General features: G+C 69.5%; 26 protein-coding genes, 1 tRNA gene and 1 other RNA gene. 7 read left to right on the plus strand and 21 right to left on the minus strand.

Annotation, left to right across the window (positions count from 1 at the left end; translation table 11 throughout):
* Nucleotides 1–7 precede the first annotated feature (7 nt).
* Together ABD708_RS15420 and ABD708_RS15425 are read left to right on the plus strand one after the other, a co-directional pair.
* Nucleotides 8–631, plus strand: coding sequence for a DedA family protein (locus ABD708_RS15420; protein WP_344756039.1), 624 nt, complete (start codon nt 8–10; stop codon nt 629–631).
* Nucleotides 632–713: 82 nt separating this feature from the next.
* Nucleotides 714–1,430 carry a VIT1/CCC1 transporter family protein gene (locus ABD708_RS15425; RefSeq protein ID WP_344756714.1) on the plus strand — a complete coding sequence of 239 codons (717 nt, stop codon included), beginning with the start codon at nt 714–716 and terminating at the stop codon, nt 1,428–1,430.
* Between the two features lie 52 nt (nt 1,431–1,482).
* Here the strand turns inward: ABD708_RS15425 and ssrA are convergent.
* Nucleotides 1,483–1,880: a transfer-messenger RNA gene (ssrA, locus tag ABD708_RS15430) on the minus strand.
* A gap of 124 nt (nt 1,881–2,004) precedes the next feature.
* On the opposite strand from ssrA, the gene clpS reads away from it, so the two are divergent.
* Together clpS and ABD708_RS15440 are read left to right on the plus strand one after the other, a co-directional pair.
* Nucleotides 2,005–2,310: an ATP-dependent Clp protease adapter ClpS gene (gene clpS, locus ABD708_RS15435; RefSeq protein WP_344756041.1), complete on the plus strand. Its 306-nt coding sequence runs from the start codon at nt 2,005–2,007 to the stop codon at nt 2,308–2,310.
* On the plus strand, nt 2,310–2,804 hold the full coding sequence (locus ABD708_RS15440; protein WP_344756043.1) for a DUF2017 family protein: 495 nt from the start codon (nt 2,310–2,312) through the stop codon (nt 2,802–2,804). The genes clpS and ABD708_RS15440 overlap by 1 nt, the downstream gene beginning before the upstream one ends.
* A gap of 2 nt (nt 2,805–2,806) precedes the next feature.
* On the opposite strand, the gene smpB is transcribed toward ABD708_RS15440, so the two are convergent.
* The 11 genes from smpB to ABD708_RS15495 all read right to left on the minus strand — a co-directional run bounded on the left by smpB (nt 2,807) and on the right by ABD708_RS15495 (nt 10,908).
* Complete coding sequence (gene smpB, locus ABD708_RS15445) at nt 2,807–3,283, minus strand: SsrA-binding protein SmpB (protein ID WP_344756045.1); 477 nt, start codon at nt 3,281–3,283, stop codon at nt 2,807–2,809.
* A gap of 29 nt (nt 3,284–3,312) precedes the next feature.
* Complete coding sequence (ftsX, locus tag ABD708_RS15450; protein WP_344756047.1) at nt 3,313–4,227, minus strand: permease-like cell division protein FtsX; 915 nt, start codon at nt 4,225–4,227, stop codon at nt 3,313–3,315.
* Complete coding sequence (ftsE, locus tag ABD708_RS15455; protein WP_344756049.1) at nt 4,227–5,195, minus strand: cell division ATP-binding protein FtsE; 969 nt, start codon at nt 5,193–5,195, stop codon at nt 4,227–4,229. Before ftsE ends, ftsX begins: the two co-directional genes overlap by 1 nt.
* Before the next feature lie 61 nt (nt 5,196–5,256).
* Nucleotides 5,257–6,366, minus strand: a complete 1,110-nt coding sequence (gene prfB, locus ABD708_RS15460; protein WP_344756051.1) for a peptide chain release factor 2 — start codon at nt 6,364–6,366, stop codon at nt 5,257–5,259.
* Between the two features lie 34 nt (nt 6,367–6,400).
* On the minus strand, nt 6,401–6,838 hold the full coding sequence (locus tag ABD708_RS15465) for a pilus assembly protein TadG-related protein (protein ID WP_344756053.1): 438 nt from the start codon (nt 6,836–6,838) through the stop codon (nt 6,401–6,403).
* Nucleotides 6,835–7,299: a hypothetical protein gene (locus tag ABD708_RS15470; RefSeq protein ID WP_344756055.1), complete on the minus strand. Its 465-nt coding sequence runs from the start codon at nt 7,297–7,299 to the stop codon at nt 6,835–6,837. The genes ABD708_RS15465 and ABD708_RS15470 overlap by 4 nt, the downstream gene beginning before the upstream one ends.
* Nucleotides 7,277–7,660, minus strand: a complete 384-nt coding sequence (locus ABD708_RS15475) for a TadE/TadG family type IV pilus assembly protein (RefSeq protein WP_344756057.1) — start codon at nt 7,658–7,660, stop codon at nt 7,277–7,279. The genes ABD708_RS15470 and ABD708_RS15475 overlap by 23 nt, the downstream gene beginning before the upstream one ends.
* Nucleotides 7,657–7,827, minus strand: coding sequence for a hypothetical protein (locus tag ABD708_RS15480; protein WP_344756059.1), 171 nt, complete (start codon nt 7,825–7,827; stop codon nt 7,657–7,659). The genes ABD708_RS15475 and ABD708_RS15480 overlap by 4 nt, the downstream gene beginning before the upstream one ends.
* Before the next feature lie 24 nt (nt 7,828–7,851).
* Complete coding sequence (locus tag ABD708_RS15485; protein WP_344756061.1) at nt 7,852–8,787, minus strand: type II secretion system F family protein; 936 nt, start codon at nt 8,785–8,787, stop codon at nt 7,852–7,854.
* On the minus strand, nt 8,784–9,665 hold the full coding sequence (locus tag ABD708_RS15490) for a type II secretion system F family protein (RefSeq protein WP_344756063.1): 882 nt from the start codon (nt 9,663–9,665) through the stop codon (nt 8,784–8,786). Before ABD708_RS15490 ends, ABD708_RS15485 begins: the two co-directional genes overlap by 4 nt.
* Nucleotides 9,666–9,672: 7 nt before the next feature.
* A complete protein-coding gene (locus ABD708_RS15495; protein WP_344756065.1) occupies nt 9,673–10,908 on the minus strand; it encodes a TadA family conjugal transfer-associated ATPase in 1,236 nt (411 codons plus the stop codon).
* 128 nt (nt 10,909–11,036) lie between these two features.
* On the opposite strand from ABD708_RS15495, the gene ABD708_RS15500 reads away from it, so the two are divergent.
* Both ABD708_RS15500 and ABD708_RS15505 read left to right on the plus strand, forming a co-directional pair.
* A tRNA-Leu gene (locus ABD708_RS15500) sits at nt 11,037–11,118 on the plus strand.
* A 43-nt stretch (nt 11,119–11,161) separates the two neighbouring features.
* On the plus strand, nt 11,162–11,869 hold the full coding sequence (locus tag ABD708_RS15505; protein ID WP_344756067.1) for a DedA family protein: 708 nt from the start codon (nt 11,162–11,164) through the stop codon (nt 11,867–11,869).
* Here the strand turns inward: ABD708_RS15505 and rdgB are convergent.
* The 3 genes from rdgB to murI are packed head-to-tail and all read right to left on the minus strand — an operon-like array spanning nt 11,838 to nt 14,004.
* Nucleotides 11,838–12,428, minus strand: coding sequence for an RdgB/HAM1 family non-canonical purine NTP pyrophosphatase (gene rdgB, locus ABD708_RS15510; RefSeq protein ID WP_344756716.1), 591 nt, complete (start codon nt 12,426–12,428; stop codon nt 11,838–11,840). The two genes, ABD708_RS15505 and rdgB, sit on opposite strands and share 32 nt — an antisense overlap.
* Nucleotides 12,425–13,171 (minus strand): ribonuclease PH, encoded by a 747-nt coding sequence (gene rph / locus ABD708_RS15515; RefSeq protein ID WP_344756069.1) that lies wholly within the window; start codon nt 13,169–13,171, stop codon nt 12,425–12,427. The genes rdgB and rph overlap by 4 nt, the downstream gene beginning before the upstream one ends.
* Before the next feature lie 11 nt (nt 13,172–13,182).
* Nucleotides 13,183–14,004 carry a glutamate racemase gene (gene murI, locus ABD708_RS15520; protein WP_344756071.1) on the minus strand — a complete coding sequence of 274 codons (822 nt, stop codon included), beginning with the start codon at nt 14,002–14,004 and terminating at the stop codon, nt 13,183–13,185.
* 28 nt (nt 14,005–14,032) lie between these two features.
* On the opposite strand from murI, the gene ABD708_RS15525 reads away from it, so the two are divergent.
* Nucleotides 14,033–15,334 carry a nicotinate phosphoribosyltransferase gene (locus tag ABD708_RS15525; protein WP_344756073.1) on the plus strand — a complete coding sequence of 434 codons (1,302 nt, stop codon included), beginning with the start codon at nt 14,033–14,035 and terminating at the stop codon, nt 15,332–15,334.
* A gap of 8 nt (nt 15,335–15,342) precedes the next feature.
* Here the strand turns inward: ABD708_RS15525 and ABD708_RS15530 are convergent, their stop codons facing one another.
* From ABD708_RS15530 to ABD708_RS15555, 6 genes are all read right to left on the minus strand, one after another.
* Nucleotides 15,343–16,626 carry a glycosyltransferase gene (locus ABD708_RS15530; protein ID WP_344756075.1) on the minus strand — a complete coding sequence of 428 codons (1,284 nt, stop codon included), beginning with the start codon at nt 16,624–16,626 and terminating at the stop codon, nt 15,343–15,345.
* Complete coding sequence (locus ABD708_RS15535) at nt 16,623–17,204, minus strand: tetratricopeptide repeat protein (protein WP_344756077.1); 582 nt, start codon at nt 17,202–17,204, stop codon at nt 16,623–16,625. The genes ABD708_RS15530 and ABD708_RS15535 overlap by 4 nt, the downstream gene beginning before the upstream one ends.
* Nucleotides 17,205–17,215: 11 nt before the next feature.
* Nucleotides 17,216–18,892: a collagen-like domain-containing protein gene (locus ABD708_RS15540; protein WP_344756079.1), complete on the minus strand. Its 1,677-nt coding sequence runs from the start codon at nt 18,890–18,892 to the stop codon at nt 17,216–17,218.
* 1,150 nt (nt 18,893–20,042) lie between these two features.
* Nucleotides 20,043–20,315 carry a DUF3039 domain-containing protein gene (locus ABD708_RS15545; protein ID WP_344756081.1) on the minus strand — a complete coding sequence of 91 codons (273 nt, stop codon included), beginning with the start codon at nt 20,313–20,315 and terminating at the stop codon, nt 20,043–20,045.
* A 45-nt stretch (nt 20,316–20,360) separates the two neighbouring features.
* Nucleotides 20,361–22,037, minus strand: coding sequence for a hypothetical protein (locus ABD708_RS15550; protein ID WP_344756084.1), 1,677 nt, complete (start codon nt 22,035–22,037; stop codon nt 20,361–20,363).
* On the minus strand, nt 22,013–23,020 hold the full coding sequence (locus tag ABD708_RS15555) for an ABC transporter ATP-binding protein (protein ID WP_344756086.1): 1,008 nt from the start codon (nt 23,018–23,020) through the stop codon (nt 22,013–22,015). Before ABD708_RS15555 ends, ABD708_RS15550 begins: the two co-directional genes overlap by 25 nt.
* Nucleotides 23,021–23,078 lie beyond the last annotated feature (58 nt).

Consider the following 23,078-nt stretch of genomic DNA (forward strand, 5'->3'; position numbering starts at 1 on the left):
TCGGGACATGACCCACCTGAGCTCGATCCCCCTCTTGGACCCGTCCGGACTGCTGAGCGCCTTCGGCCCGTGGGTACTGCTCGGCATCGGCATCATCGTGTTCATCGAGTCCGGCGTGCTCTTCCCGTTCCTGCCCGGCGACTCGCTTCTGATCACCGCCGCGATCCTCGCGCCCTCGCTCGGAATCCACGCATGGTCGATCATCGCAACCGCCGCGGTCGCCGCGTTTCTCGGCGACCAGGCCGGCTACGGAATCGGGCGCCGCTTCGGCCGTGGGCTGTTCACGCCGGAAGCACGCGTGCTCAAGACCGATCACCTGCACCGCGCCGAGCGGTTCTTCGCCCGCTACGGCGGGGCATCCCTCGTCCTCGGGCGGTTCGTGCCCGTCATCCGCACCTATGTCCCGTTGGCGGCCGGCATCGTCGCCATGCCCTACCGCCGGTTCCTCGCCTGGAACGCGCTCGGCGGCACGCTCTGGGCGGCAGTGATGGTCGTGCTCGGGGTGCTGCTCGGCGGCATCCCGTTCATCACCAAGAACATCGACCTGCTCGCCGTGCTCATCGTCGTCATCTCCGTGCTGCCCATGGTGATCAGCGCGGTCGGTAAACGAGCGCGGCTACGGCGGCCGTGAGGCACTGAGTTCGCCGCGCTCGAGCGCACCAGGCTCTGGACTCGAGGCCTCTTGGTCTGCTTCGCTTCTTGCCGTGACTGACATGACGACGCCCCAGCACCCTGACGAGCCGCATCGCGGCGGTCTTGCACAGCGCCTCAACTGGCTGCGCGCAGGAGTGCTCGGCGCGAACGACGGCATCATCTCCGTCGCGGCCGTCGTCGTGGGCGTCGCGGGCACCGGCGCGGGCACCGGCCCGCTGCTGGCCTCCGGGGTCGCGGCGCTCGTCGGCGGCGGGTTGTCGATGGCGGTCGGCGAGTACGTCTCCGTCAGCAGTCAGAGCGACAGCGAGAAGGCGCTGATCGCGAAAGAGCGCGAGGAGCTCGCGACGATGCCCGACGAGGAGCTCGATGAGCTCACCGCCCTCTACGAAGCGCAGGGCATCTCGCATGCCACCGCCCGCCAGGTGGCTGTCGAGCTGACGCAGAAGGACGCGCTGCGCGCACACCTCGCCGTCGAACTCGGCATCGACCCTGACGATGTGGTCAGCCCGTGGCATGCCGCGTTCGCCTCGATGGTCGCGTTCCTCACCGGCGGAATCCTGCCGTTCCTCTTCGTCCTGCTCGTGCCGGCACCATGGAAGATCCCGGTCACTTTCGTGGCCGTGCTCGCCGCCCTCGTCCTGACCGGGACGATCAGCGCCCGCATCGGCGGCAGCTCGAAGCGCCTCGGCACCCTGCGCATCGTCATCGGCGGCGCCATCGCGCTGGCGGTCACCTTCGGCATCGGCGCCCTGCTCGGCACGACCGGCGCCGCGTAGGACTCGCGCGGAACTCGTAGCGTGTGACAGCGCCACGCGCGAACCCGCCAAGTGGTGGAGATGGGGGGAATTGAACCCCCGTCCATCGCTGTGGTCGTCCGCATTCTCCGGGCGCAGCCGCTCTTGGCGTTCTGCTCGGCTCCGAGGCTAGGTTGCGGCCACCACCTCGACGAGCCCAGTCTCAGTGAGAGTCCCCGACCGCCCTGAGGCGCAACGGTCGAGCAAGCCTTCTAGCTGACGCCAGACCCGGGTGGAAGGCTAGTAACCGGGCTGACGGTCGTTTTAGTTCGCTAAGGGAACTTACGCCGCGAGAGCGACGTCAGCGCGCTTGGCGACGACAGTGCTGTTGGAATTGGCACTTATATTTTGCGAGGGGCGTTAACGAGATAACCCCGCATCCTCGGCCCGCTTCTCAGACTCGCTCAGGCGATGTCGAAACCGATCATCCCCATGTGGGAGCCGGTCGTGCGGGCGCTGTCACACGCTGTCGAGTTTTCTAGATGCATCCGCCGCGTGAACGGCGGGCTACTAAATATAACGGATTCCCCGCGCGCAGATTCCCTAGCATGGAGTCATGGCGCAGATCAGCTCGCCGGACGTCGATCAGGAGCTGGAGCAGCTTCTGCAGAACCAGCACCGGCTGGGTACGCCCTGGCGCACCATCGTCTGGAATGACCCCGTGAACCTCATGTCCTACGTGGTCTACGTCTTCCGCAGCTACTTCGGCTTCGAGGAGGACACGGCGAACCGCCTCATGCTCGCCGTGCACCACGAGGGCAAGGCGATCGTCGCTCAGGGCACCCGCGAGGAGATGGAGCGGCACGTGCAGGCGATGCACGAGTACGGCCTGTGGGCGACGCTCGATCGGGCAGAGCTCTAGTGGCACGCATCAAGACGACGCGCGACGGCAGGGTGAGTGCCGAGTTCGACACCGTCGAGCGCGACATGCTCGCACAGCTCACGAACGAGCTCATCGATCTCCTGACGCAGGCGGATGCCGGACCCGATGCCGCGGCCGACCCGAGCCTCCCCCGCGACCCGGCTCTCGAGCGGCTGCTGCCCGACGCGTACCGCGACGACGCGGAATCCGCCGCCGAGTTCCGCCGCTTCACCGAGGACGACCTGGTCGCTCTCAAGACGGGGAACGCCCTCGCGCTGGCGCGCGCGGCCGCGGCATCCGGTGCCGTGATCCTCGACGAGGCCGAGGTGCTGCCCTGGCTGCGCGGCATCACCGACCTGCGGCTCGCGCTCGCGACCCGGCTCGGCATCGAGACGGACGACGACGAGGGCTCCGACGACCCCGAGCTCGCCCCGGCGAAGGCCGCCTACTGGTGGCTCGGCGAGCTGCAGGAGCGCCTGATCAGGGCCCTGTAGCCCTACTCCCCCAAGTTGTTGCGCTGCCGCATCGCGCGGTCCGCCTCGCGCTTGTCCTGCCGCTCGCGCAGCGCCTGGCGCTTGTCGTAGTCGCGCTTGCCCTTCGCGACCGCGATCTCGACCTTCGCGCGGCCGTCGCTGAAGTACAGCTGCAGCGGGATGATCGTGTACCCGCCCTCTTTGACCTTGTTCGACAGCTTGAGGATCTGCTGCTTGTGCAGCAGCAGCTTCCGCTTGCGTCGCGGGGCGTGGTTGTTCCAGGTGCCGTCGAGGTACTCGGGGATGTACACCGCGTCGAGCCACGCCTCGCCGCCGTCGACGAAGGCGTAGCCGTCGACGAGGGACGCCCGTCCCTCGCGCAGGCTCTTGACCTCGGTGCCGGTCAGCACAAGGCCCGCCTCATAGGTGTCTTCGATCAGATAGTCGTGCCGCGCCTTGCGATTGGTCGCGACGACCTTCTGACCACGTTCGCGTGGCATTAGGACATCCTATCGAGCAGGGTCGAGCCCTAAACGCGCAGGTACCTGCTGATCGCGATGTTGCTCGCGATCGCGGCGACCACGATGCCGGCGACCACCAGGATCGGCGCGACCGTGAGGGCGTCGCCCGTGCCGACGAAGTTCGTGAACGGCACGGATGCCTGCAGGTACCCCTGCACGAAGAACTTGACGATGCCCCAGGTCGCGACGCCGGCGAGCACCGATCCGATGACCGCGGCGAAGACGCCCTCGAGCACGAACGGCGTCTGGATGAAGCGGTTCGAGGCACCCACGAGCCGCATGATGGCGAGCTCGCGCCTTCGCGAGAAGGCCGAGAGCCTGATGGTCGTGGCGATCAGCAGCGCCGCCGCGACCAGCATGACGACCGCGATCGCGATCGCCGTGAAGCTCGCGACGTTGAGCATCGAGAAGATCTGGTCGAGGTACTGCCGCTGATCCGTTACCGATTGCACGCCGGGCAGGCTCGAGACGCTTTCGACGATGACCGCGGACTGGTTCGGGTCTTTCAGGTTGATCCAGAAGGTCTGGTTCAGCAGATCGGGCGTCACATAGTCGGCGACCGGGTTGTTCTTGAACTGCTTCTTGAACTCCGCGTAGACCTTGTCGTGGTTCTCGAAGGTCGACTTCTTGATGAACTTCGAGAGCGCGGGCGAGGCGAGCTCGGCCTTGACCGCGTTGATCTGCTCGGCCGTCGCGTCCTGTCCGGTGCAGGTCTTCGAGGAATCCGTCGCCGTGCACATGTAGACCGCGACCTGCGCGCGGTCGTACCAGTAGCCCTTCATCTGCCCGATCTGCATCTGCATGAGGATCGCGGCGCCGACGAAGGTCAGCGAGATGAACGTGACGAGGATGACCGAGACGACCATCGAGAGATTGCGGCGAAGGCCGCTGGCGGCCTCCGTCCAGACGAGAGCGAATCGCATTACTTCACCGGTCCCACGTTCTGGTCGTACTCCTGGCCGTCCGTTCCGTTGGCGCGCAGCCCGAGGCGCTCGGCGAGCGAGATCTCGGCCTGCGCAGGCTGAGCGGGGCGCTGAACAGGCGTCGCGCTGGTGATCGGGCGCACGTTGTCGACGGATGCCGCAGGCTGCGCGTCCTCGTCGGGCTCGGCCGCCGGCGCCGCGACGGGCACGACGACGCCGGTGGCGAGCTGCACGGTCTGCGGCTGCGCCGGGGCGGGCTCAGGCTTGGTCAGCGGAATCGCGGCGGTCACGCCGTAGCCGCCGTGGCGCTCGTCGCGCACGATCTGGCCCTGCGAGAGCTCGATGACGCGCTTCTTCATCTGATCGACGAACATCGCCTCGTGCGTGGCCATGATGACGGTCGTGCCGCTCGCGTTGATGCGCTCGAGCACGCTCATGATGCCGGCACTCGTCGCGGGGTCGAGGTTTCCGGTCGGCTCGTCAGCCAGCAGGATCTGCGGCTTGTTCACCACGGCCCGGGCGATGGCGACGCGCTGCTGCTCGCCGCCGGAGAGCTCGTGAGGCATCCGCTGCGCCTTGCCGTCGAGCCCGACCATCTTGAGAACGTCGGGCACCGCCTCCTGAATGAAGCCGCGCGACTTGCCGATCACCTGCAGCGTGAACGCCACGTTCTGATAGACCGTCTTGTTCGGCAGCAGGCGGAAATCCTGGAAGACGACGCCGAGGTTGCGGCGGAAGTACGGGACCTTGCGGGTCGAGATCGTCCCGAGGTCCTGGCCGAGCACGTGGATCTTGCCCTTGGTCGGCTTCTCCTCCTTGAGGATCAGGCGCAGGCAGCTCGACTTGCCCGACCCGGAGGCGCCGACGAGGAACACGAACTCGCCGCGTTGCGCTTCGAAGGACACATCGCCCAATGCGGGGCGATTCGTGCCGCGGTACTGCTTTGAGATGTGATCAAACCGGATCATGACCCGGCCAGGTTAGGCAGAGGCATCCGTGTTTGCCGCTAGCGACTCGCGGTACGGGCGTTTAGTCTTCCGCGGGCTGCTTTCGCCACCGGATGCCTGCGGCGATGAGCCCGTCAAGATTGCCGTCGAACACCGACTGCGGGTTCCCGACCTCGAAGCCCGTGCGCAGGTCCTTGACGAGCTGCTGACCGTAGAGGAAGTAGGAGCGGATCTGGTCGCCCCAGCTCGCCGTGATGTTGCCGGCGAGCTCCTTCTTCTTCGCGGCCTCCTCCTCGCGCTTGAGCAGCAGCAGGCGGTTCTTGAGCAGCGCCATGGCGGCGGCGCGGTTCTGGATCTGCGACTTCTCGTCCTGCATGGAGATGACGATTCCTGTCGGGAAATGGGTGATGCGCACGGCCGAGTCGGTCGTGTTGACGCTCTGGCCACCGGGGCCCGACGAGCGGAACACGTCGACGCGGATGTCGGTCTCGGGGATCTCGATCTCCCCGGTCTCTTCGAGCAGCGGGATGACCTCGACCGCGGCGAAGCTGGTCTGGCGCTTGTCGGCGCCGCCGAACGGGCTGATGCGCGCGAGGCGGTGGGTGCCGGCTTCGACGCTCAGGATGCCGAAGGCGTACGGCGCGTCGACCTGGAAGGTCACGGACTTGATGCCGGCCTCTTCCGCATAGGACGTGTCGAGCACCTTCGTCGGCCAGCCCTGCCGCTCGCAGTAGCGCAGGTACATGCGCAGCAGCATCTCGGCGAAGTCGGCGGCGTCGACCCCGCCGGCGCCCGAGCGGATCGTCACGACGGCGGGCAGCGCGTCGTACTCGCCGTCGAGCAGGGTCTGCACCTCGAGGTCGGCGACCGTCTTCTGCAGCTCTTCGAGCTCGTTCTTCGCCTCTTCGGCGACCTCGTCATCGCCCTCGTCGTTGGCGAGCTCGACGAGCACCTCGAGGTCGTCGAGGCGCTGCTCGATGCCCGTGACCTTGTTCAGCTCGGCTTGGGCACGGCTCAGGGCGCTGGTGACCTTCTGCGCCTTCTCGGGGTCGTCCCAGAGGTCAGGGGCGCCCGCCTGCTCGCTGAGCTCGGCGATGGTCGCGTTCAGCCTGTCGACGTCGACGACAGCACGGATGTCTGAGAAGGTCGAGCGCACCTCGGCGATCTGGGCGCTCAAATCGAGTTCGATCATTACCCGCCCAGCCTACCGGCGCGCCACGCAGCGTTTACCAGAGCAGCGGCCGCGCGCTCCCCTCGACCTCGAGGTGCACGCCGTGCGGCACGAACACCGAGAAGAGCGGAGGACGCCAGTCCTCGGCGAGGCGGACCCGGGCGCTGCGACCGTCTGGCGAGCCCGCGCTGACGAGTACGACTCGCCCGCGCCTGCCCTGCGTCGCAGCGGACAGATAATCGGATGCCGCCTGCTCGACCTTCGCACCGTCGAGGTGCGGTTGCAGCCCGCCGTCCCCGTCGAGGGCCGCGTTGTCGAGCGCGAAGGAGTCGGCGCCGGCGAGCGCCGCGCCGTCGGCCAGCGTGTAGAGCCGCGAGCGCTCGAGGTAGAGAGAGGTCGCCGCGGTCACGACGAGGACGAGCGCGAGGGCGATCGCGAAGAAACCGAACACCAGCGGCAGGATGCTGCCGTCATCCCCTTTCAGCCGATTCACGGCGCCGCTCCGAGGCGGAAGATCGGCGCGGTCGCGGTCGCCTCGATCGGCACCCGGGCAATCCTGTCCAGCCCGAAGATCGGCGGTACGAACGGCAGATCGACCTCGGCGTGCACCGTCGTCGTCATGCGCGCGCCCGTCGCGAGGCAGTCATCGGCGGAGACGTCGCAGCGCAGCTCGAGGTCGCCGCTGCGCCGCGGCAGACGGCGGTCGGCGAGGGCGACGGTGACCGCCCGATCCGCGGAGACCCGGCCCGCGGCATCCGTCGTTGCCGAGACGTAGATCCGCGCCGCCTCACGCGCCGCGCCCTCGACCGCAAGCGAGCCGCCCTGGATCGCGGAAAGCGCCAGTCCGAGATAGATGAGCGGGATGAGCAGCACGACTCCCGCGACGAGGAACTCGAGGGCGGCGTTGCCGTCATCGCGCCGCAGCAGCCGCCTAACCCGCGTCAACAGCGGCATGCCCCGTCACCTCCAACGACCGGCTGAAGCCGATCAGTCCGACGACCGGCAGCGGGCTGTCGACGCGCACCTCGACGACTCGAATGCCGTCGTCGAGCGCATACGCCGCGCTGACGTGACCCGCGTAACGATCACCGAGCGAGACGCTGAGCAGCTGGCGGGTGCGCGCCTCGCCGTCGCCGAGCGTGCCGTCGGCGAAGGCCGCGACGCGGGCGCCTTGCGCCGCAGCGTCCTGCACGGTGTTGCGCACGAGCAGCACGAGCGTGAACTGCACGACGGCGAGCAGCAGGATGACGAGCAGGCCGCCCACCATCGCGAACTCGGCCGGCGCCGAGCCCCGCTCGTCGCCGAGCAGGGTCACGGGCCGGTCATCACCGAGTTCACCGCGTTGGTGAAGACCTGCGTCAGCGCGTTCCCGGCCAGAGCCCAGATCGCGATCACCAGGCCTGCCGTCATTGCGGTGATCAGCACCCAACCGGGAACGTCGCCGCGTTCCTCGTCGCGCAGACGCGACATCAGCTTCTTCATTTCCTCCTCCTTCTCTGCGTGCGGTCACAGTCCCGCTCGCAGAATGAACACGCCGGGGAAGACCGCGATCAGAACGGTCAGCGGCAAAAGCCCGAAGATCAGCGGCACCAGCATCAGCACCTCTTTGCGCCCCGCGACTTCCAGCAGTTCGCGCTTGCGCTCGCTGCGCGCGTCGCCGGCCTGGGCGCGCAGCACCTCGGCGAGCGGGGCGCCGCGCTCGATCGCGCCGATGACGGCGTCGACGAAGAGCGTCAGTCGGGGAATCTGCAGCGCCTTCGCCATGCGCTGCAGCGCATCCGCGAGCGGCACACCGACGCTCACGTCGGCGGCCACGCCGCGCAACTCATGGCCGAGCTCGCCGCTGCTCGCCCGCGCGACGCGCCGGATCGCGTCGTAGCTGCCCTCACCGGCGGAGAGGCTGAGTGCCAGCAGCTCGGCCACTGTCGGGAACTCCTCGGTGATGCGGGCCAGCCGTCGCCGCGCGGCACGGCTGAGCAGCAGATCGCAGGCGGAGAAGCCCACGAGGCCGACGACGAACGCGAGCGCGACCCATGCGAGCGGCGCCACAGGGCGAACCGCGGTCAATGCAGCGGCGACGGCGAGGCCCACGGCCGCACCGACGCCGGTGACAGAGAACTGGAGCGCCCGGAATCCCTCGACGGTGCGCGCCGACCCCGCCTGTCTGAGGCGGAGAGCGACGGATGCCTCGCCGCCGATCCAACGCAGCAGAGAGGCGCGCGCTGTGGCGGCCGCAGGCCCGAACAGCGCCCCGACGGTGGAGGCACCGCCGCGCGCGGAGCGCTCGACCTCGTCACGAGCTGCCGCGGAGACATCGAGCAGGTAGGGAGCGAGCCGGGCCTCGAGTCGCGGCCGGCGCAGGGCGGGCAGGGCCGCGAGCATCACCCACAGCCCGAGGCCGAGGAGCACCCCATCGAGCACGCCCCATGCGATGAGGCTCATCGGAACCACCGCCGCTCCTCCGGCAGCCTGCCGATCGCCACCATCACCCGGTAGGCGACGACGCTGACAACGGCCGCGACCACGATGACCGCGGTGCCCTCTGCTGTGCCGTAGGCCTCGCGCCCCTCCGGCCGGGTGGCGAGCAGCGCGAGCACGAGCCACGGCGCGGCGACGCCGAGGCGCGCGGCGTTCACCACCCAGGTCTGCCGCGCCTGCAGCTCGTTCCGCGTCGCGGCGTCTTCGCGCAGCGACGCGGCGAGGGCGCGCAGCACCGCCACGAGCTCGGTGCCGCCAACCTCGCGCGCCATCTTGAGCGTCTCGATGATGCGGTCGGCGACGGGGTCGCCCAGCTGCTCCTTGAGCGCGTCCGCACAGCGGGCGAAGGCGCCGGTCGCGTGGTAGTCGCGGCCGAACCGTGCGAACTGGTCGCGGGTCGCCTCCGGGCCGAGCGTCGCGAGCGCTGCCACCGCCTCAGGCAGGGCGACCCCGCTGCGCACGGCGGCGACCAGGTGGTCGACGACATCTGGCCACGCGGCGCGGGTGGCGTTGCGTCGTGCGCTCACCCGCCAGTTGACGAGCGCCCACGGCAGTGCCGCCCCCGCACAGCCGACGGCGAGCGCGAAACCCGGCACAGAGAGCAGAGCCTCGGCGAGAGCCGCCGCGATGACGCCGGTGATCACCGTGGGCACGACGAAGCCGGACGGGGCGAGCCCCTGCACACCCGCGCGCAGCAGCCACAGCCGCACCCGGTCGCGCGGCCGCGTGCGCGCCCGGGTCTCCGCCGCCTGCCCCGACCGGCGGGCGGCGGAGACGATCAGCAGCACCCCGGCGGCGAGAACGCCGCCGAGAAGTGCGCCGAGCCAGGCATCCGTCAGCATGTGCGCCTCACCACTGCTCCGACCGACCCAGCACGATCGCCGGATCGAAGCCGGCCGCGCGGTACTTCTCGAGCTTCGCGGGGTGCCCGCCGGTCGCCGTGAGCTCGCCGCCCGAACGCTCGAACAGCGCGCTCGCCTCGATGACGCCCGCGTTCACGCCGCCCGAGAGCGCCAGGATCTCGCTCACATAGCGCGCCCCGCTGCGGTCGAGCTCGCAGAACACGACGAGATCGATGCAGTTCGCCACCGTGGGCACGATGAACCCCGCGTCGATGTTGCGCCCGGCGAGCAGCGGAAGCGTGCTCAATTTGCTCAAGGCGTCTCGCGCCGAGTTCGCGTGGATCGAACATGCCCCGGGAACGCCCGCGTTGAGCGCGAGCAGCAGATCGAGCGCCTCGGCCTCGCGCACCTCGCCGACGACGATGCGATCGGGCCGCATGCGCAGCGCCTCTTTGATGAGCCTGCGCAGGGTGATCTCCCCCGAGCCCTCGAGCGAGGGCTGGCGGCACTGCATCGCGACGACGTCGCGCACGGCGAGGTCGAGCTCGAAGGTCTCCTCGACGGTGATGACGCGATCGGTGCGGCGGGCGGCAGACATCAGCGCGCCGAGCATCGTGGTCTTCCCGCTCTGCGTCGCGCCCGCGACGAGCACATTGCAGCCCGCGAGCACCGACATGCGCAGAAACTCGGCCGCCTGGCGGCTGAGCGAGCCGAGCGCGACGAGCTGCTGCAGCTCGCGGATGCGCGAGGAGAACTTGCGGATATTCACCGACCACGCCCTGCTGACGTCGGGGATCACGACGTGCAGTCGCGAGCCATCGGCGAGCGAGGCGTCGACGAACGGCTGGCTGAGATCGACGCGGCGACCGGAATCCGCAAGCATCCGCTCGACGAGGTCGCGCACCTCGCCCTCCGTCAGCACGAGCGGAGTGAGCTCCGACTTCCCCTCACGCGCGACGAACACCCGCGTCGGGGTGTTGATCCAGATCTCCTCGACGGAGGGGTCATCGAGATACTGCTGCAGCGGCCCGAGCCCCGAGACGGCCGCGACGACCTCTGCCTCCGCCGCACGCTCGTCGGCGAGCAGCGGGACCGTGCCGCCGAGCGCGAGCTCGGAGTAGCGCCGCACCTCGTCCTTCGCGAGCTCGCTCAGAGACGCTCGGGAGGCGGCACCCGGGATGAATCCGTCCTGCCGCACGCGCTCGCGCACGCGATCGGTGATCTGGCGCACGGCATCGGTCATGGAGAGCAGGATGCCGGGAACCGGGCACGGCCCGCGCAAGTTATCCACACCCGCATCCCTGAGTCGTTTCTCAGGGTTGACCCGGAAGACTCGCCATGAGCCCCCGGATAGACTTCAGACAGCCTCCCGCGAGAGTGGTGGAACTGGCAGACACGCAGGATTTAGGTTCCTGTGCCGCAAGGCGTGAGGGTTCGATTCCCTTCTCTCGCACACATCTCGTATTCACTTCAGCACACAGCACAGCAGGAGAACCGTGGTTCACGCCTCTCTCGTCCCGTGGCTAGACCCGCAGACGATCATTCACAGCGCCGGCCCATGGGCTCTGCTCGTCGTGTGCGCGATCATCTTCGCCGAAACGGGCCTGCTGGTCGGGTTCGTCCTTCCCGGCGACACCCTGCTGCTCATCAGCGGCGTGCTCTCAGCGCCGACGATCCTCGCGTTCCACTGGCACGTCTACTGGGTCGCGCTCTTCATCGCCGTCGCCGCATTCCTCGGCGGCGAGCTCGGCTACTACATCGGTCGGAAAGCCGGGCCGCCGATCTTCGAACGCAGGGAATCCGGGCTGTTCTCACGCGAGAACGTCGAGCGCACGAACGAGTTCTTCACCCGCTTCGGCCCCGCCGCCGTGATCGTCGCCCGCTTCGTTCCCGTCGTGCGCACCTTCGCGCCCATCGCGGCCGGCGTCGGCAAGATGCCGTACCGCCGCTACAGCCTCTACAACGCAGTCGGTGCCGTGCTGTGGGCTGGCGGCATCGTCTATCTCGGCTATCTGCTGCACTTCATCCCGCCGGTGCAGCACTTCGTCGAGGACTACATCGACATCATCCTCATCGCCGCGGTCGTCGTCGCGATCGTCCCGACGGGCCTGCACCTGCTGAACGCGCGGCGCAAGGCGCAGCGCCTCGCCGCAGCCGAAGCGCAGAGCGCGACTACCGGGGCAGAGCCGCCAGCAGAGGCGTGAGCGCCGCGAAGGCACGCGCGCGGTGGCTGACCGCGCTCTTCCGCTCAGGCGAGATCTCGGCGGCGGATGCCCCGCCCTCGCCATCGGGCAGGAAGATCGGATCGTAGCCGAATCCGTTCGCCCCGCGCGCCGCGCGCGCAAGCCGACCTGACCACACGCCCTCGACGGTTTCCTCGGCGCCGCCCGCGACGAGCGCGATCGTGCACGAGAAGTGCGCGCCCCGGTGGGCATCGGGCACGTCGGCGAGCTGGTCGAGCAGCAGCTGCAGATTGGCCTGGTCGTCTCCATGGCGACCCGACCAACGAGCCGAAAAGACGCCGGGCGCCCCGCCCATGATGTCGACGCAGATGCCCGAGTCGTCCGCGAGCGCCGGCAGCCCGGTGTGCGCCGCCGCGAAGCGCGCTTTGATGAGCGCGTTCTCGGCGAAGGTCGCGCCGTCCTCGACGGGCTCGGGCCCGTCGTAGGTGACGATCTCGAGCTCGCTCACTCCCCGCGCCAGGATCGTCTGGAACTCCCGCGCTTTGTGCGCGTTGTGCGTCGCGAGGACGACGCGCATCAGGCCTCGGCCCCTGCGGTCAGCACGGCCCGCTGGATGTCAGCGAGCTCGAGGTTCCCGAGCAGCGCCAGATCGAGCAGCGCGTTCAGCTCATCGCGATCGAAGGGCTCCCCCTCGGCCGTGCCCTGCACCTCGATGAACTTCCCCGAGCCGGTGACGACGACATTCATGTCGGTCTCTGCACGCGAGTCCTCGACATATGCCAGATCGAGCATGGGCTCCCCCGCGACGATGCCCACCGAGATCGCCGACACGGAGTCCTTCAGCGGCTGCGCCTTCTTCCCGATGAATCCGCGCTCCTTGCCCCAGGCGAGCGCGTCGGCAAGCGCGACGTACGCGCCCGTGATCGACGCGGTGCGGGTGCCGCCGTCGGCCTGCAGCACGTCGCAGTCGAGGACGATCGTGTTCTCGCCGAGCGCCTTGAAGTCGACGACGGCGCGCAGAGATCGGCCGATCAGGCGGCTGATCTCGTGAGTGCGGCCGCCGATGCGGCCCTTCACCGCCTCGCGGTCGCTGCGGTCGTTGGTGGCGCGCGGCAGCATCGAGTACTCCGCCGTGACCCAGCCCTGGCCCTTGCCGGTCATCCAGCGCGGCACGCCGTTCGTGAACGAGGCGATGCACAGCACTCGCGTGTCGCCGAAGCTGATCAGCGCGCTGCCCTCGGCCTGCTTGCTCCAGCCGCGCTCGATGGTCACGGGGCGCAGCTGCGCGGGCGTGCGCCCGTCGGCGCGGAGTTCTTCGGACATTGCGTGCCTCTCTAGACGGAAGGAAGTTCGATCACACCGGTCTGCACGAGATCGACGCGGGTCACGTCGAGCCCCAGCATCCGGTTCGCCAGGTTCTGGAAGGCGAGCGTGTCGGCGCCCGTCGCCTCGTAGTGGATGAGAGGAGCGACGGATGCCTGCCGCTCGAGCCCCTGCCCGACCAGTACGCGGTAGACGTCGTTCGCGGTCTCGACGTCGCTCGACACGAGTGAGACGCTCTCACCCATCACGTAGGAGATCGCGCCTTTCAGGAACGGATAGTGCGTGCACCCCAGCACGAGGGTGTCGACCCCGGCGTCTTTCAAGGGGCGCAGATAATCGGATGCCAGCGCGAGCAGCTCCGGCCCGCTGGTGACGCCCGCCTCGACGAACTCGACGAAGCGCGGGCAGGCGGCGGTGAACAGCTTGAGCTCGGGGGCGGCGGCGAAGGCATCCTCGTATGCCCTGGAATTGATCGTGCCGAGCGTGCCGATGACGCCGACCCGGCGGTTGCGGGTGGCGGCGACGGCACGCCGCACTGCGGGCTGGATCACCTCGACGACGGGCACGTCGTAGCGCTCGCGCGCGTCGCGCAGCATGGCCGAGCTGGCCGTGTTGCAGGCGATCACGAGCATCTTGACGCCCTGGTCGACCATGAAGTCGAGCACCTCGAGCGCGTAGCGGCGCACCTCGGCGATGGGCTTCGGGCCGTACGGCGAGTGAGCAGTGTCGCCGATGTAGAGGATGCTCTCGTTCGGCAGCTGGTCGCGCACCGCCCGCGCCACCGTGAGCCCGCCGACACCCGAGTCGAAGATCCCGATCGGCGCATCGCTCATAGGGAAGAGTCTAGATAACGTGTCAGCTATGACCTCGTCGACGGCATTGCTGACCGACCGTTACGAATTGACGATGCTCGACGCATCGCTGGCTGACGGGACCTACGCCCGGGAATCCGTGTTCGAGGTGTTCGGCCGTCGGCTGCCCCTCGGCCGGCGCTACGGGGTCGTGGCCGGCACGGGCCGCCTGCTCGAGCTGATCTCGCGCTTCCGCTTCGGCGACGCCGAGCTCGAGTGGCTGCAAGCCGAGCACGTCGTCTCCCCCGCAACCCTCGACTGGCTCGCCGACTACCGCTTCACGGGCACGATCACGGGCTACCGCGAGGGCGAAGTGTACTTCCCCGGCTCGCCCATCCTGACCGTCGAGGCGCCGTTCGCCGACGGGGTGATCCTCGAGACGCTCGTGCTCTCCGTGCTCAACTACGACTCGGCGATCGCGACAGCGGCGAGTCGCATGGTGCACGCTGCGAACGGCCGGCCGCTCGCCGAGATGGGCTCTCGGCGCGCCAACGAGGACGCCGCCGTCGCCGCGACCCGGGCCGCGTACATCGCCGGCTTCTCCGCCTCCTCCAACCTCGAGGCGGGCCGCGTCTGGGGCATCCCGACCATGGGCACGGCGGCGCACGCCTTCACGCTGCTGCACGACACCGAGGAGGAGGCGTTCCGCTCGCAGGTGAAGGCGATGGGCGTCGGCACGACGCTGCTCGTCGACACCTACGACGTCGAGCAGGCGATCGAGACGGCGATCAAGGTCGCGGGGCCGGAGCTCGGCGGCATCCGTCTCGACTCCGGTGATCTGCCCAAGCTGGTCGGCAAGGTGCGCGCGCAGCTCGACGCGCTGGGCGCGACGGGCACGAAGATCACCGTCACCAACGACCTCGACGAGTACGCGATCGCGGCGCTGTCGGCGAGCCCCGTCGACAGCTACGGCGTCGGCACCTCGCTCGTGACGGGCTCCGGAGCGCCCGCGGCCGGCATGGTCTACAAGCTGGTGGCGCACAAGACCGATCAGGGCGAATGGATTCCGGTGGCGAAGAAGTCGGATGGGAAGGCGTCCGTCGGCGGTCGCAAGGTGCCGATCCGGCACCTCGACTCCTCGGGCACCGCGACCGCCGAGGTCGTGCACGTGCTCACCACGCGGCCGCCGCGCGCCGAGGGGCGCGAGCTGCTCACCACGCTGATGGCGGACGGCGAGGCGGATGTCGCATTCCTCGGCCCCGACGGAGTGGCGGCCGCCCGGCTGCACAACGCGAAGGCGATCGACGAGCTGCCGGAGGAGGCGTTCCGCCTGGGCGCCGGCGACCCGGTGCTGCACACGCTGTTCGTGTAGCCGGCTGCTCAGACGTTGATCTCGGCCGCGTTCCGCACCCCGCCGTCGGGCAGCTTGAGCAGGAAAGCGTCGACGTAGGAGATGTCGTTGGCCTGGTGCCACTGCGTCGGGAAGAACGTCACGAGGCGCGAGACCTGGAAACGCACATCGAGCCCCGCCACGTACTGCCTGAGGTTCTGGTCGGTGTAGTACCAGAACGAGTTCTGGTTGTAGTAGGCGACGTGCGTCGGGTCCTGGAAGGCGCCGCGCCCGTCGGTCGACGGCGTGCGTGAGATGAGGATGCCGCCGGGCGCGAGCAGCCGGTAGATCTCGGTGATCAGGCCGATCTTGTCGGCGACGTGCTCGAAGAAGTCGTACGCGCGGATGACCCCGACCGAACCGTCGGGCAGGTCGAGCGGCCCGGGCAGAGTGGCGACGATGTCGACGCCCGGGCCGGGGTGCTGGTCGACCCCGAGGAATCCGACCGCCTTGTTGTGTGCGCCCCCGAAGTCAAGGCAGAGCAGGCCTGCGCGTCGCGCCCACGCCACCGCGTTGCCCTCGAAGTACCGCGCATAGAGCTCGACCGTCTCCGTCTGGATGCGCGCGTTGAGCACACCGTCGCGCTGCGTGTTGCGATCATGCATCCGCTGCAGATACAGGCACTGGTCGAGCTGCACGAACTCGCCCCACTGATAAAGCCTGCTCATCAGCTCTTGGTCGTCGAGGATGTCCCGCGACGCGTCGTAGCCCCCCACCTCTTCGTAGGCGGAGCGCCGGAACGCGCGCACATGGTTCGGCGCGTACCAGATGTACGACACGTTGTGCGGCGTCGGCGCGAACGACACCGGATGCTGCAGGACGCGCTGCCCGACGCGCACATCGCGGTACTCCCAGCCGATGCCCTCGCGATACCGGGTCTCGTCCCGGCCGCCGTCAGCGAGCATCGCGGCGCAGTGGCTGTAGACGAGGGATGCCGCCGGACGCGCCTCGAACGCCGCGCCCACCTCGGCGAGCGCGGCGGGCAGCAGCATGTCGTCGTGGTCGAGCTCGACGAGGTATTGACCGGATGCCTGGGCGCACGCGCGCCGCTTTGCCGCTCCCACCCCGAGGCTCGCCTCGGTCGAGAAGACGCGGATGCGCGGGTCTTCCGACTCGGGCGCCCATTCCGCGCCGCCGTTCAGGTAGACGATCCATTCCCAGTCGTCGGCGGTCTGCTCGAGCACGCTCTCCTCGCACTCGGCGAGGTAGCGCGGGTCGTGGGAGGGGGTGAAGATCGAGAAGCGCGGCGCGGCGCCGGCGTAGCCGTCGCTCACTGGCCGGGAGTCGGGGTGACGGTGGCGAGGGACGGGTCGAGTTTGAGGGCCGACTGCTTCGCGGCATCCGCTTTCGCCTGATCCCCGTCGGCCTGATAGAGATAACTGAGCCTCAGGAACGACGTGGACGCCTTCGGGTCGATCTTCACGATCTGCTCATAGATGCTCTCCGCCTGCTTGCGATCGGAGGGCTCGAGCACGATCGCCTTGTTGTACAGCGCCGAGGTGAACTTCGGGTCGACCGCGATCGCTTTGTCATAGTTGTCCAGCGCGCCGTCCTTGTCGCCCTGGATCTGCGCGATCAGGCCGAGGTTGTAGAGCGCGTACTTGTTCTTCGCATCCAGCGCGACGATCGCCTTGAAGGTCGAGGTCGCGTCATCGTACTTGCCCGCGCCCGCCTGCTTGATGCCGTTCTGCAGCATCTGGTTCTCGAGCGCGGCCTGTGTCGAGGTAGGCGCGGCGGACGATGACGGATGCTTCGCGCTCGCGCTCCCGTTCGTGCAGCCGGCGAGCGCAGACCCGACCACGAGCGCTCCCGCGATGGCGGCGACGACCCTGCGCGATCCGAATGTCTTCATGTGGTTTCCCCTCAGCCGACCTGCATGACGGTGACCCACGACATCGACGCAGGGTAGACGGGCGGCTGTCCGTCGCCCTGCTGGTTGATCGTCGAGGTCTGGGACAGATTGCTGATGCGCAAGGCGATCTGAGTCGGCGCCGTGACGGTGATCCCCACCACGGCGGCGCCCTGCGGATCGCTGTAGCTGTACGACACGTTCCCCGCGGCGTGGCCGCCCATCTGGCCGATGTAGGCGCCGGCGGTGATGTTGTAGAACGTGTACCCCATGCCCGTTCCTGTGCCGAGCAGGCTGGTCGTCTGAGTTGCGCCCACTCCGCCTTCAAGCCAGTACGTGCCGGGTTGCAAGGTGATGATCGCGCCGGAGTTCGTGATGTTGCCCGTAAGGCCCACCTGGGCCTGGACCGTTCCGAGCGTGACGTTGTCGCCCGTATTGACGGTCTGGGTCGTGCTCGAGATGAAGTTCGCGAAGGCGAGCAGCGAGCCCTGGGACCCCTGCGCGCCGGTGCTGCCCTGCGCGCCTTGAGCGCCGTTCGTTCCGTTGGTCCCGTTGGTTCCGGGAACGCCCTGCGAACCCTGACTGCCGGCGGCTCCGGCCGCGCCCTGAGCACCATTGGCGCCCGCAGCACCCTGAGCACCGGTGGCACCCTGCGCTCCGGCGGAGCCCTGGAATCCCTGCGGTCCCGCATTGCCCTGGTAGCCCTGGTTGCCTTGCGAGCCCTGGGCCCCCTGCACCCCAGCTGCGCCTTGGAAACCCTGAACGCCGGCGACTCCCTGGAAGCCCTGCGCACCCTGGCTGCCCTGCGAGCCCTGAGCACCGGTGGTGCCCTGCGTGCCGTCGGCGCCTTGGAAACCTTGGGGGCCTTGGGCCCCGGCAGCGCCTTGACCGCCCTGCGCGCCCTGCTCCCCCTGCGCGCCTTGGTCCCCTTGCGCGCCTTGCTCGCCCTGCGCACCTTGCGCGCCCTGGTCGCCTTGGCCGCCCTGCGCCCCGGTGGTGCCTTGCGCGCCGGTGGCGCCCTGCGAGCCCTGCGCGCCTTCATCGCCTTGCGGGCCGGCGACCCCTTGGAAGCCCTGGTTGCCTTGCGCACCAGTAACACCCTGGTTGCCCTGGGCTCCGGTCGCGCCCGTCGCGCCCACCGGACCTTGCTCGCCTACGGCACCCTGGGATCCGGCTGCGCCCTGGAAGCCTTGAGCGCCGGTCAGCCCCTGATCGCCCTGCGCGCCGTCCGCACCTTGCGAGCCCTGCGCGCCGGTGATGCCCTGATAGCCCTGGCTGCCCTGCGCACCCGTCGCACCGGTCTCACCTTGCGCACCGGTTGCACCTTGGTCGCCCTGCGCTCCCTGGTCGCCCTGCGCGCCTTGAAGCCCCTGCGGGCCCGCACTGCCCGTCGCCCCCGTCGCGCCGATGTCGCCCTGCGGACCGGTGGCTCCCGTCGCGCCGGTGTCGCCTTGGGCGCCGACTGCACCCTGGTACCCCTGCGGCCCCTGCAGGCCGTCGGAGCCCTGGACGCCTTGGTTGCCCTGGGCTCCGATCTGGCCTTGATCACCCTGTGGCCCCGGCTGGCCGGCAGAACCCTGCTGTCCTTGCGTGCCCTCTTCGCCGGAGCCGCCTGCCGCGCCCTGCGGTCCGACGAGCCCCTCGGCGCCGTCGTTGCCTTGATAGCCCTGGGTGCCCTGCGGACCCTGCACACCCTGATAGCCCTGGTTGCCCTGCGGCCCGAGCAGGCCCTGCGGGCCGGCCGCTCCGGTCTCGCCTTGGTCCCCCTGCGCCCCCGCTGCACCCTGGGCGCCGGTCGCACCCTGCGCACCATCTGCCCCGGCGCACCCTGGTTGCCCTGCGCGCCGGCGACGCCTACCGATCCCTGCACGCCCTGCGTGCCCTGCAGCCCCTGGGGTCCCGTCGCGCCGGTGGCCCCTGCCGCGCCCTGCGGCCCGTTGCCGCCCTGCGCTCCGATCGCCCCCGTCGCGCCCTGCGGGCCGGCCACCCCGGTCGAGCCCTGCGGGCCCTGCGCCCCCTGATAGCCCGGCGCACCCTGGAAACCCTGCGCACCAGCGGCCCCGATCGGACCCGACGGGCCCGTCGTGCCCTGGGGGCCCGCTGGCCCCGCCGATCCTTGACTCCCCGGTGAGCCCTGAGATCCCTGGAGCCCGTCGGCACCCTGCACGCCTTGCTCGCCCTGCGGACCAGCAGGCCCTTGCACCCCCGTGTCCGAGCCCTGGGCGCCTTGCGGTCCCTGCGCACCTGCAGAACCCTGCGGCCCCTGCGCGCCATCGGCGCCGGTGAGCCCCTGCGGCCCTGCCTCCCCCGAACCTCCGATGATGACGGTCCCACCATTGACGCCGGCAGGCCCCTGGGGACCCGTGAGCCCCATGCCGCCTTGCGCACCGGCCGCACCCGTCGCCCCGGCCGCGCCTTGAGGCCCCGGCACCACGGGAACACAGGTGATGAACGCGAATCCCTGCGGCCCGGCGGCCGGCGGGTTGAACAGCAGCGTGTAGGTGTAGTCGACGCAGTCGACGGGGCCCGGCGTCACGCCGGGCGTCGGCAGCGGCGTCGGCGTCGGCGAGAGCGTGAACGTCGCCGTCGGCGTGGGTGTCGGCGTGTCAGCCAGGGCAGGCGCCCCGACGCTCAGCAGTGAGAAAACGGATGCCGCAACCGCAGCGCCCCCCGCAACGACGGGCCGCGCGCGCTTACGGAACACCGGATTCACAACCCGGCCAACCCCGAACTCATCCAGCCCCACCCATCACCCGAATGCGGTACAGCGACGGGGTCAGGCTATGACACAAAACCACCGCTTGTCAGCAGTTTTGCCCTGTGTCGAGATCTATTCGAGATTCAGTCGGCGAGCGACTCGTAGATCTCTTTGCACTCGGGGCACACCGGGAACTTCTCCGGATCGCGCCCCGGCACCCAGACTTTGCCGCAGAGAGCCTTCACGGGCTTGCCGGTCACGGCGGACTCGAGAATCGCCTCTTTGCGCACGTAATGGGAGAACCGGTCGTGGTCGCCCTCTTCGATGGACTCCTTCTCGAGCAGCTCCTCGAGCTCGCGATCGAGCGTCGCAGTGCTGCCGCCTTCGAGCGGTCCGCCGGGTTCCGAGATGCTCATGCCGTCCAGTGTAGAAGCGCCGCGCACACGCGTGTCACGCGGCTGTCACGCAGCGCGGACCGCCGCCGCCAGCATCTGCGGTCCGCGGCGGTCGAAGATCGCCGCACCCCCGAGCACTCCACCGGCGAGCGCCAGCACGCCGACCACGAGCCCCGCCCATAGCGACGCGGTGAACCACGCCGGGTCGACGAACACCCCGAGCACGCCGAAGGTGATCGACGGGGCCGACAGCAGCAGGATCACCGTGAGGCTGAAGCCCTGCACGACCGCCGACACCGCACCGACGCTCTGCGGCTGCGCGAACGGGCTGTCGCCGGGCTTCGGCACGGGATACGGCGCGAGTGTCGAGGTCACGCTCGAGAGGCCGAGCCCGACGAACAGCTCGCACACCGTGACGCCCACGAGCGGAAGAGCGGCCCGCGCGTCGCCGTAGAAGTACACGGAGACCGCGGTTCCGATCACGATCAGCGGAATGCCGATGAAGAGCAGCGGCACGAGCCGGCCGACACGGTCGGCGAGCCCGACCCGGCCCGCGACGACGTGCAGCCACACGGCGGTGCCGTCGTACGCGACGTCGTTGTGCGCCGCCCAGCCGAGGAAGAGCACCATGATCGGCAGCGGCAGCAACGCGGGATAGGTGCCGGGGATCGCGTGCACGACGCCGAATGCGACCAGGACGATCACCGGGATGACCGGGATCATCACGAGGGAGACCCAGTAGCGGGCATCCCGCGCCCAATAGGTGAGGCTGCGCGCGGCGACCGCTCCCCACGCGTTGGCGGGCATGAGGCCGAACCAGCCGAGTCCTGAGTACGTCTTGACGTCGGCCGACCGCGACGGCGTCACGATCATGTACGCGACCAGCGCACGCCAGGCGACCCACAGCGCCGCAAGCGCAGCGAGCGCGATCACCAGCTCAAGCGCCGCGGCGCCGCCGTGACCCGCTGCGGTGTCGGCGGGCACCGCCCAGGCGGCCCCCATCGGCGACCAGCGCAGGATGTCGGCGAACACCCCGACGATCGACAGGCCCTGTGCGCCCCAGTCGACGTTCGAGAGCGACAGCACGAGCGGCGAGATCAGCACGACGAGCAGCACGCCGACAACGCCGGTCAGCTCACGGGCGCGGCGGGTGTCGAGCAGGAAACCCGCGACGGCCGTCGCGACGCGACCGGCGAGGACGCCCGTGGCGATCGCGATCAGCGCGCTCACGAGCGCCAGCAGCACGAGCCAGAACCCGTGCGACCACGTCACGACGGTCGCCAGCACGCAGACGGCGAGCACGATGGCGGGGACGGAGAGGATCGACCCCGCCGCGAGCCCCACCGCCAGCCGGTTCTTCGTGATGCCGAAGAGTGCGAACTTCCGCGGGTCGAGCGTGTCGTCGACGCCGAAGACGAGCGGCAGCAGCAGGAATCCCGTGGTCACCACGGTGCCCGCGACGATCACGATGGAGCGAACGGATGCCACATCGGGCACGAACCGCGCGGCGATCAGCCCCGCGACGAGCAGCGCCATCATCCCGACGCCGTAGAGAGACGCCAGCACCAGGCCGACCACCTGCCACGGGCTGCGGCGGAAGGCGCCGCCGAGCAGGGCCAGCTTGAGCCTGAGGAAGCGGGGGACGTCGGCCAAGGCATCCGTGACCCCATCGCCCAGCCTGCGCGCGTACCGGACCGCCCGCGCGCGGTCGGGGATCGTCACTCCGAGAAGCTGTGCAGCCACTCGAGGCCCTCCGCCGCCTTGCGCCCCCCTGCCAGTTCGACGAAGCGCTCTTCGAGCGTCTTCTGCCCGCGCACCTCGTCGGCCGTGCCCGAGTCGAGCACGACGCCCGCGACGATGATCGCGACGCGATCGCAGATGCGCTGGATGAGGTCCATGCTGTGGCTCGACAGCACGACCGTGCCGCCCGACGCCACGTACTTCTGCAGGATCTCGGTGATGTTCGCGGCCGAGACCGGGTCGACCGACTCGAACGGCTCGTCGAGCACGAGCACGCGCGGCGAGTGGATCAGCGCCGCAGCGAGCGCGATCTTCTTCGTCATGCCGGCCGAGTAGTCGGCGACGAGGCGCCCCACCGCGCCCTCGAGGCCGAACGCCTCGACGAGGTCGTTCACGCGCGACGTCACGGTCGCACCGTCGAGGCCGCGCAGCGTGCCCGAGTAGTAGAGCAGCTGCGCGCCGGTGAGGCGGTCGAAGAGGCGCAGGCGGTCGGGCAGCACGCCGATCAGGTGCTTCGCGCGCTCCGGCTGCTTCCACACGTCGACGTCGTGCACGACGACCTCGCCGGAATCGGGGCGCAGCAAGCCGCTCACGATCGAGAGCATCGTGGTCTTGCCCGCGCCATTGGGGCCGACGAGCCCGAAGAACGAGCCCTCCGGCACGTCGATGCTCACGCCGTCGAGCGCGATCGTGCTCCCGAAGCGCTTGTAGAGCTGACGGATGCCGAGGGCGGTGGGCTTCGGCTCGGGAACCGGCGCCGGCGCGGTCTTCTGCGCCGCCTTCGCACGCGGAGCGCGCGGGGCTCGCGGCTTGGCCGGTGTCCGGGGCTTCGCAGCCGTCCGCGGCGTCGCCTCCCGGGTCCGCGGCGCACGCGGGGTCGCGGGCTTTTTCGGCTCTGACGGGGCGCTTTCCGTCACAGGCTCAACCGGTGAGACAGGGTTCGCACGGGGTCCGTCTTCAGCGGGCGTCTCCGGAAGCGAGCTCATGGGGCCACCGTAGCAAGACGCTCGTACATCCCGCGCCCCCTGCTACAGACCGGTTACG

The organism is Gryllotalpicola koreensis (assembly GCF_039538185.1).
Classification (GTDB): Bacteria; Actinomycetota; Actinomycetes; order Actinomycetales; family Microbacteriaceae; genus Gryllotalpicola; species Gryllotalpicola koreensis.

Coding starts and splice junctions, on each gene's coding strand:
- ABD708_RS15420 (WP_344756039.1), top strand. CDS start 8: ATGACCCACCTGAGCTCGATCCCCCTCTTGGACCCGTCCGGACTGCTG.
- ABD708_RS15425 (WP_344756714.1), top strand. CDS start 714: ATGACGACGCCCCAGCACCCTGACGAGCCGCATCGCGGCGGTCTTGCA.
- clpS (WP_344756041.1), top strand. CDS start 2,005: ATGGCGCAGATCAGCTCGCCGGACGTCGATCAGGAGCTGGAGCAGCTT.
- smpB (WP_344756045.1), bottom strand. CDS start 3,283: ATGCCACGCGAACGTGGTCAGAAGGTCGTCGCGACCAATCGCAAGGCG.
- ftsX (WP_344756047.1), bottom strand. CDS start 4,227: ATGCGATTCGCTCTCGTCTGGACGGAGGCCGCCAGCGGCCTTCGCCGC.
- ftsE (WP_344756049.1), bottom strand. CDS start 5,195: ATGATCCGGTTTGATCACATCTCAAAGCAGTACCGCGGCACGAATCGC.
- prfB (WP_344756051.1), bottom strand. CDS start 6,366: ATGATCGAACTCGATTTGAGCGCCCAGATCGCCGAGGTGCGCTCGACC.
- ABD708_RS15470 (WP_344756055.1), bottom strand. CDS start 7,299: ATGCCGCTGTTGACGCGGGTTAGGCGGCTGCTGCGGCGCGATGACGGC.
- ABD708_RS15480 (WP_344756059.1), bottom strand. CDS start 7,827: ATGAAGAAGCTGATGTCGCGTCTGCGCGACGAGGAACGCGGCGACGTT.
- ABD708_RS15485 (WP_344756061.1), bottom strand. CDS start 8,787: ATGAGCCTCATCGCATGGGGCGTGCTCGATGGGGTGCTCCTCGGCCTC.
- ABD708_RS15490 (WP_344756063.1), bottom strand. CDS start 9,665: ATGCTGACGGATGCCTGGCTCGGCGCACTTCTCGGCGGCGTTCTCGCC.
- ABD708_RS15495 (WP_344756065.1), bottom strand. CDS start 10,908: ATGACCGATGCCGTGCGCCAGATCACCGATCGCGTGCGCGAGCGCGTG.
- rph (WP_344756069.1), bottom strand. CDS start 13,171: ATGTCCGAAGAACTCCGCGCCGACGGGCGCACGCCCGCGCAGCTGCGC.
- murI (WP_344756071.1), bottom strand. CDS start 14,004: ATGAGCGATGCGCCGATCGGGATCTTCGACTCGGGTGTCGGCGGGCTC.
- ABD708_RS15525 (WP_344756073.1), top strand. CDS start 14,033: ATGACCTCGTCGACGGCATTGCTGACCGACCGTTACGAATTGACGATG.
- ABD708_RS15535 (WP_344756077.1), bottom strand. CDS start 17,204: ATGAAGACATTCGGATCGCGCAGGGTCGTCGCCGCCATCGCGGGAGCG.
- ABD708_RS15545 (WP_344756081.1), bottom strand. CDS start 20,315: ATGAGCATCTCGGAACCCGGCGGACCGCTCGAAGGCGGCAGCACTGCG.
- ABD708_RS15555 (WP_344756086.1), bottom strand. CDS start 23,020: ATGAGCTCGCTTCCGGAGACGCCCGCTGAAGACGGACCCCGTGCGAAC.